Consider the following 5,384-nt stretch of genomic DNA (forward strand, 5'->3'; position numbering starts at 1 on the left):
TTCAACCTTACTTGAAGGAGCAGCGAATGTTTCACAAGAATCTGAGCAAGGTCACCATCGTGAAGAAGCCTGGGAAAAAGCTATGGAAGAGATCTCTGAAATATCCCTGAAGAAATACCAATCTCTCGTTTTCGGAGACAAAGATTTCTTAACGTACTTCAATGAAGCGACGCCTTTACAAGAAATCAGCGAACTGAACATCGGTTCTCGTCCGATGAAGCGTAAAGACAGTTCGAAATTTGAAAACTTACGTGCGATTCCATGGGTGTTTGCCTGGACTCAAAACCGTCAGCTGATTCCAGCCTGGTATGCATCTGGTTCAGGGTTATCCGCTTATGCTTCACAAAGTGACGAACACTTAGCTCAGCTAAAACAAATGTATGAAAGCTGGCCATTCTTCCGTACTACGATCAATAACTTACAAATGGCTCTAACGAAAGCGGATATCCAAACCGCAAAAGAATATAAGGCCCTTGTAAACGATCAAGAGTTAGGTGAACGAATCTTCAACAACGTCGTTGAAGAATACGAACGTACCAAAGAAGTACTTTTACAAATCTCAGGGGATGAAGAATTGTTGGATCACCAGCCGACCATCAAAGATTCTGTCCGCCTGCGTAACCCATATGTGGATCCGTTGAACTTCTTACAAGTGGAACTTATTAAGGAACTTCGACAAAGTGAAGATATCAATGACGATATTCTTACTGAAGTATTGCTGACGATCAGTGGTATTGCAGCAGGATTAAGAAACACAGGTTGATTGAATTGGAAAAGCTGTTGGCTATAACGCCAACAGCTTTTTATATTTTACACATTCCTCTATGTGGCAGGTGAAACTATAATCCAAACACATAAATCCACCCGTTTTTATATATAATTTTGGAAAATCTTAATTTTGACTAGCAGCCCGGATAACGAAGCCCCTTCTTCAACATAATCCTGATTATCTTGAAAGCTCAGTGGGGAGTTGGGTAAGGGGGAGACTTCTGTGGGATTAGAGTACAGGGTGACATCCCGCAGGGCGAAGACTGAGGATGCTCACCGTACTCCCACGGAAAGCGACTCCTTCCCCACCTTCCCTTTCTCCACACAAAGATCTCGAAATCAAGTCTCCCAGAATACTGTTATTTAATGGAATAAAGCTTAACCCACAAAAATCAAAAACAATGTTTAATAGAGCCTACATTTAAAAACCTCAGCCCAATAAGTGGACTGAGGTTGAAAGTTAAATTTAATATAGTTTACCCTGACGATACATAATTGTTGAAAGCTTCATCACTGCATGGATATAGCTATTTTGCCTCAATGGGAAGGGATCACCAAAAAATTGAGGTAGAATTGTATCCATCGTATTTTTCATTTTATCGAATAAACGTTCATACACCTGGTCTTCAGTCATGAACTGAGCTTCTCTTCCTTGGATCCACTCATAATACGAAACAATGACACCGCCGGCGTTAGCTAGAATATCTGGTACAATTAAGACCCCTTTATCAGCGAGATATCTATCCGCAGTTTCCGTGATCGGTCCATTCGCTCCTTCTATGATAAGCCTGGCCTGAATTTCTTCCATATTATTCTCATGAATCTGATCTTCTAATGCAGCCAAAAGGAGAACATCTACATCAAGCGTAAGTAAATCATCTCTTTCTTGAACCTCTGCTTTAATACCGTGTTCCTGCAGGGCTTCGTCATTCGTTGGTAAATCTCCGTCGTTATCCTTTGTGTATTTTAATAAAGCTGGGATATCAAGTCCATCCTCGTTATACAGCATCACATTATGGTCACTGACGGCTACGATTTTATTTTGCAAATAATCGCATTGGTAAGCTTCTAAAGCCGCCACAGAACCAAGATTACCAAACCCTTGGATAGCCATTGACAACTTTTTCTCTGCATGATCAAGGGCAGTTTTCGCAAAGATGTTTTCCGTTTCACTTAACCACTTTTTATTTTCCTGCAAATAGTTGTGCATCATATAACGGAAGGTGAAATAAACCCCTTTGCCTGTCGATTCTCTGCGTCCCAATGAACCACCGTTGACGATACTTTTACCTGTAAAGCTGTTTCGATAAGGTTGCCCTGGATGAGTGTTTTTGTATTCTCCCATCATCCAGTCCATTTCCCGTTCACCGGTCCCAACGTCCGGAGCTGGGATATCTTTGTCTGGTCCAAGGATGTCTTCGAAATATTGGACGTATTTCTTACAAATCAAATTCAGCTCTTTAATCGAATACTCTTTCGGGTTAATGATTACGCCGCCTTTTCCTCCCCCGAAAGGTAATTCGTGGAGAGCGTTCTTCAAAGTCATCAGCTTGGCTAAATTCGCCACTTCTCCTTCGTTGACCGACTCGTGAAAACGAATTCCGCCTTTATAAGGACCAACTGTGTCACTATGCTGGACACGGAACGATGGGATGCGGACAATCGTTCCGTTCTCAAGGGTAATCCTCAGGAAGGATTTATGTATATGATTGGGAGTCGAAAGCAACGCCACCAATGATTTAAATGCCTGTTCACGCGTTTGTGCTTGTAAGTCCGGTAAAAACGTTTCATCTTCCATTAGCGCCTTCAAGGATTCTTCGATAATATTCTGCTGTTTCTGCATTATTCCGATTCCTCCGTTCTATTCATTTGGTCCTGCGTCATTTTTCCTTATTTAGAAATATGTTTCCCTAAATATATTGTATGAAACGTTTACAAATGAAAAAGCATCTCACGGAGAATGACTGACATTGGCATAAGAACAACCCATTCATGATTACAACAGCTTTTCGAAGCACATATATTCCTGATGCCCTTCAGGTTTTGAAGCGAAATATACACTGCCTTTCTTTTGGTAATCAAGCTTTTCATACAAATGAATAGCAACTGCGTTCCCAGCAAATGCATCCAGCCTTATGCTATCATACCCTTGATCAATGGCATATTCCTCACAAAGTTTCACAAACCGAGTACCGATCCCTTTCCCTTGAATAAATGGCTGGATCATTAATGAATGGATAACAATCGGTCTTATTCCTGTCCATGACATCACTTTCCATTCATCCGATTGCCACTCACTAAGAACAACGTGTCCTAGTATGGTTTCATCCTCCATAAAGGCCATTAGTACTTTATTTTCAATACATTCTTGAAAGTAATTTTTGTCAGGATAGTGGTCATCCCATTGCAAGATGTTTTTCTTTAGTAAATCCTCTTTGCATTTCAAATAAATCTCGTGAACTTCTTCTAGCATTCCAGGTACAACAATGGTTAGCTTATTAGTTTTCACTTCTTTTTCTCCTCACTTATTGAATAAGAACTAGTATTCGACGAGGAGTTCGTTTATCCTTCCAAAAAAACAAACAGCCCCCCTCATAACAGAGTGGAACTGTTTGTTTGCCTATATTTCTTTCTTTAGCCCATGATATTGTAACCGGAGTCTACATAAACGATTTCGCCTGTAACTCCTCGCGAAAGATGACTCATCATAGCAAGAGTCATATCCCCGACTTCTTCTTGTGTAACGTTTTTACGAAGTGGAGCTGTCTCCTCGATCTTGTGAAGAATCTCGTTAAAGGAAGGGACTCCTTTGGCTGCTAGTGTTCTTACTGCTCCAGCAGAAATCGCGTTCACCCGGATATCGTGTTTCCCTAGGTCAGAAGCCAAATATTTCACTGATGCTTCTAAGGAAGCTTTTGCGACTCCCATGACGTTGTATCCGTCCACGACACGCTCTGCGCCCAGGTAACTCATAGCAATCAAAGATCCTCCCTCTTTCATAAGCGGGCGGCTCGCATTGGCCACCGCAACGAGGGAATACGCACTCGTATCTTGAGCAAATGCGAAGCCATCTCTAGATGTTTCAACAAAATCCCCTTTGAGATCTTCTGCATGTGCAAAGGCGATAGAATGTACAACACCATGGATACATTCGACTTCTTCGCCGATTTTCCCAAACGCTTCCTGGATACTTTCATCCGTATTCACGTCACACTGGACAATCATTCTTGCTTCTAAGCCATGCTCTTCCAACAGCTTTTGCAGCTTGGAATAGGAGCGCTCTTTTCTATATGTAAAGATGACATTCGCACCTGCTTGATAAAGGGACTTGGCTACTCCCCACGCAAGGCTTCGTTTGTTGGCAACTCCCATGACGACGATGTTTTTATTTTTCAGTTTCAATAAATCTTCCATGTCAGCCTCCAAAAAAATGTTTTTAGTACCTGGTACTAATATCAGTATAGCATAAATCGATGCCTTCTATCCTCTTTAATTTAAGACGAAAATATCGTTATAGAACAATACGTATTCGCTATGGACCAATTCCACTTACACCAAATCGATATGAGCAAAGCGCCCGTCCATTGTATAAAAGGAATGGGAACCCTTAACTGGTATAGAGCGCTTAAAATTCGGGCCATTATACACATACGTATGAAACTCCCCATTTTCTCCACATGGATCCACATATGCCGGAAGCTGCTTTAAAAATTCCTGATTGTAATGATGGCCTACGAGTTTTTCCGGTACTTTTTCTGTATCCACGGTCGTAACGATGGCCTGAAAACCCTTACTGATAAAATTATTTGCTGCTTTTTCAGTGTCCGTTTCCCAAAGGGGATAATAACCTTCCATTTGGTACCGGGATAGCATCTGATCCCGATACTTTTTTATATCTTCAAGAAATAAGTCGGCATAGACGATCGTGTAGATGCCATCCTGCTTCCATTGCTCAAACTGGTCTCTCAGTTTTCCCTCATATTGCTCGTTCGTTGCCAGGTCTTGCATCTCGATTAAGAACAGTGGAAGACCGATGGATTCTGCTTGTTGTTGGATCCATTTTCCCCCTACTTCATGGATCGGCAAGCGGGAAGACTGTTCCGAAATTGTTGAGAAAAGCCCCTTCACGTCAACCTGCTTATCCTCCATCACCTTTTTAAGAGCAAGCGCACTATCTTTCCCGCCGCTCCATGAAACAATAACCGGTTTCATCACCATTCCCCCTTCCTATCACTTACTGTTAACTTAACACATTTGAAAACGGGCTTGGACATAATTAAAAGCATCCAATCTAAAGACGAACAAATTAAGGGTAGGGAATTTTAGAAGTAATCGATTGCTCTGAATGACCGCTTCGGAAAATACACTCCGCTTTTCGCGGACGGCTGGTGAGCCTCTTCACGCTGCGCACTGTGGGGTCTCACCCATGCCTTCCTCCCGCAGAAGTCTCCGTGTTATTTCCTACCCTGGGATGGTCTAAATCCTTCTTCTCCATGTTTAGTTTTCTCAGCGTAGACAGAATGCGGAGACTCCTGCGGGAACAGCCCGTGTCCGAAGACCCCGCAGTGGCCCTTTTCCGCAAGGAGGCTGAGGCCGTGCCCGAGGAAAGCGAAGCA

At 42.4% G+C, this 5,384-nt stretch carries 5 protein-coding genes; 1 reads left to right on the top strand and 4 read right to left on the bottom strand.

The window, feature by feature from the left end:
* Positions 1-763, top strand: a 763-nt coding sequence (locus LD39_RS01375; protein WP_035542054.1) for a phosphoenolpyruvate carboxylase, incomplete at its 5' end; no start/stop codon positions are given.
* 471 nt (positions 764-1,234) lie between these two features.
* Here the strand turns inward: LD39_RS01375 and LD39_RS01380 are convergent.
* The 4 genes from LD39_RS01380 to LD39_RS01395 form a co-directional block, all read right to left on the bottom strand.
* Entirely contained in the window at positions 1,235-2,611 is a 1,377-nt protein-coding gene (locus LD39_RS01380; protein ID WP_035542058.1) for a Glu/Leu/Phe/Val dehydrogenase, read from the bottom strand.
* A 153-nt stretch (positions 2,612-2,764) separates the two neighbouring features.
* Entirely contained in the window at positions 2,765-3,277 is a 513-nt protein-coding gene (locus tag LD39_RS01385; protein WP_052158678.1) for a GNAT family N-acetyltransferase, read from the bottom strand.
* A 125-nt stretch (positions 3,278-3,402) separates the two neighbouring features.
* Positions 3,403-4,182, bottom strand: a complete 780-nt coding sequence (fabI, locus tag LD39_RS01390; protein ID WP_035542060.1) for an enoyl-ACP reductase FabI — start codon at positions 4,180-4,182, stop codon at positions 3,403-3,405.
* 135 nt (positions 4,183-4,317) lie between these two features.
* Positions 4,318-4,980, bottom strand: coding sequence for a diphthine--ammonia ligase (locus tag LD39_RS01395; RefSeq protein WP_052158679.1), 663 nt, complete (start codon positions 4,978-4,980; stop codon positions 4,318-4,320).
* Positions 4,981-5,384: the final 404 nt, after the last annotated feature.

The sequence above is a fragment of the Halobacillus sp. BBL2006 genome, from assembly GCF_000786645.1.
Classification (GTDB): Bacteria; Bacillota; Bacilli; order Bacillales; family Halobacillaceae; genus Halobacillus.

Coding starts and splice junctions, on each gene's coding strand:
- LD39_RS01380 (WP_035542058.1), bottom strand. CDS start 2,611: ATGCAGAAACAGCAGAATATTATCGAAGAATCCTTGAAGGCGCTAATG.
- LD39_RS01395 (WP_052158679.1), bottom strand. CDS start 4,980: ATGAAACCGGTTATTGTTTCATGGAGCGGCGGGAAAGATAGTGCGCTT.
- fabI (WP_035542060.1), bottom strand. CDS start 4,182: ATGGAAGATTTATTGAAACTGAAAAATAAAAACATCGTCGTCATGGGA.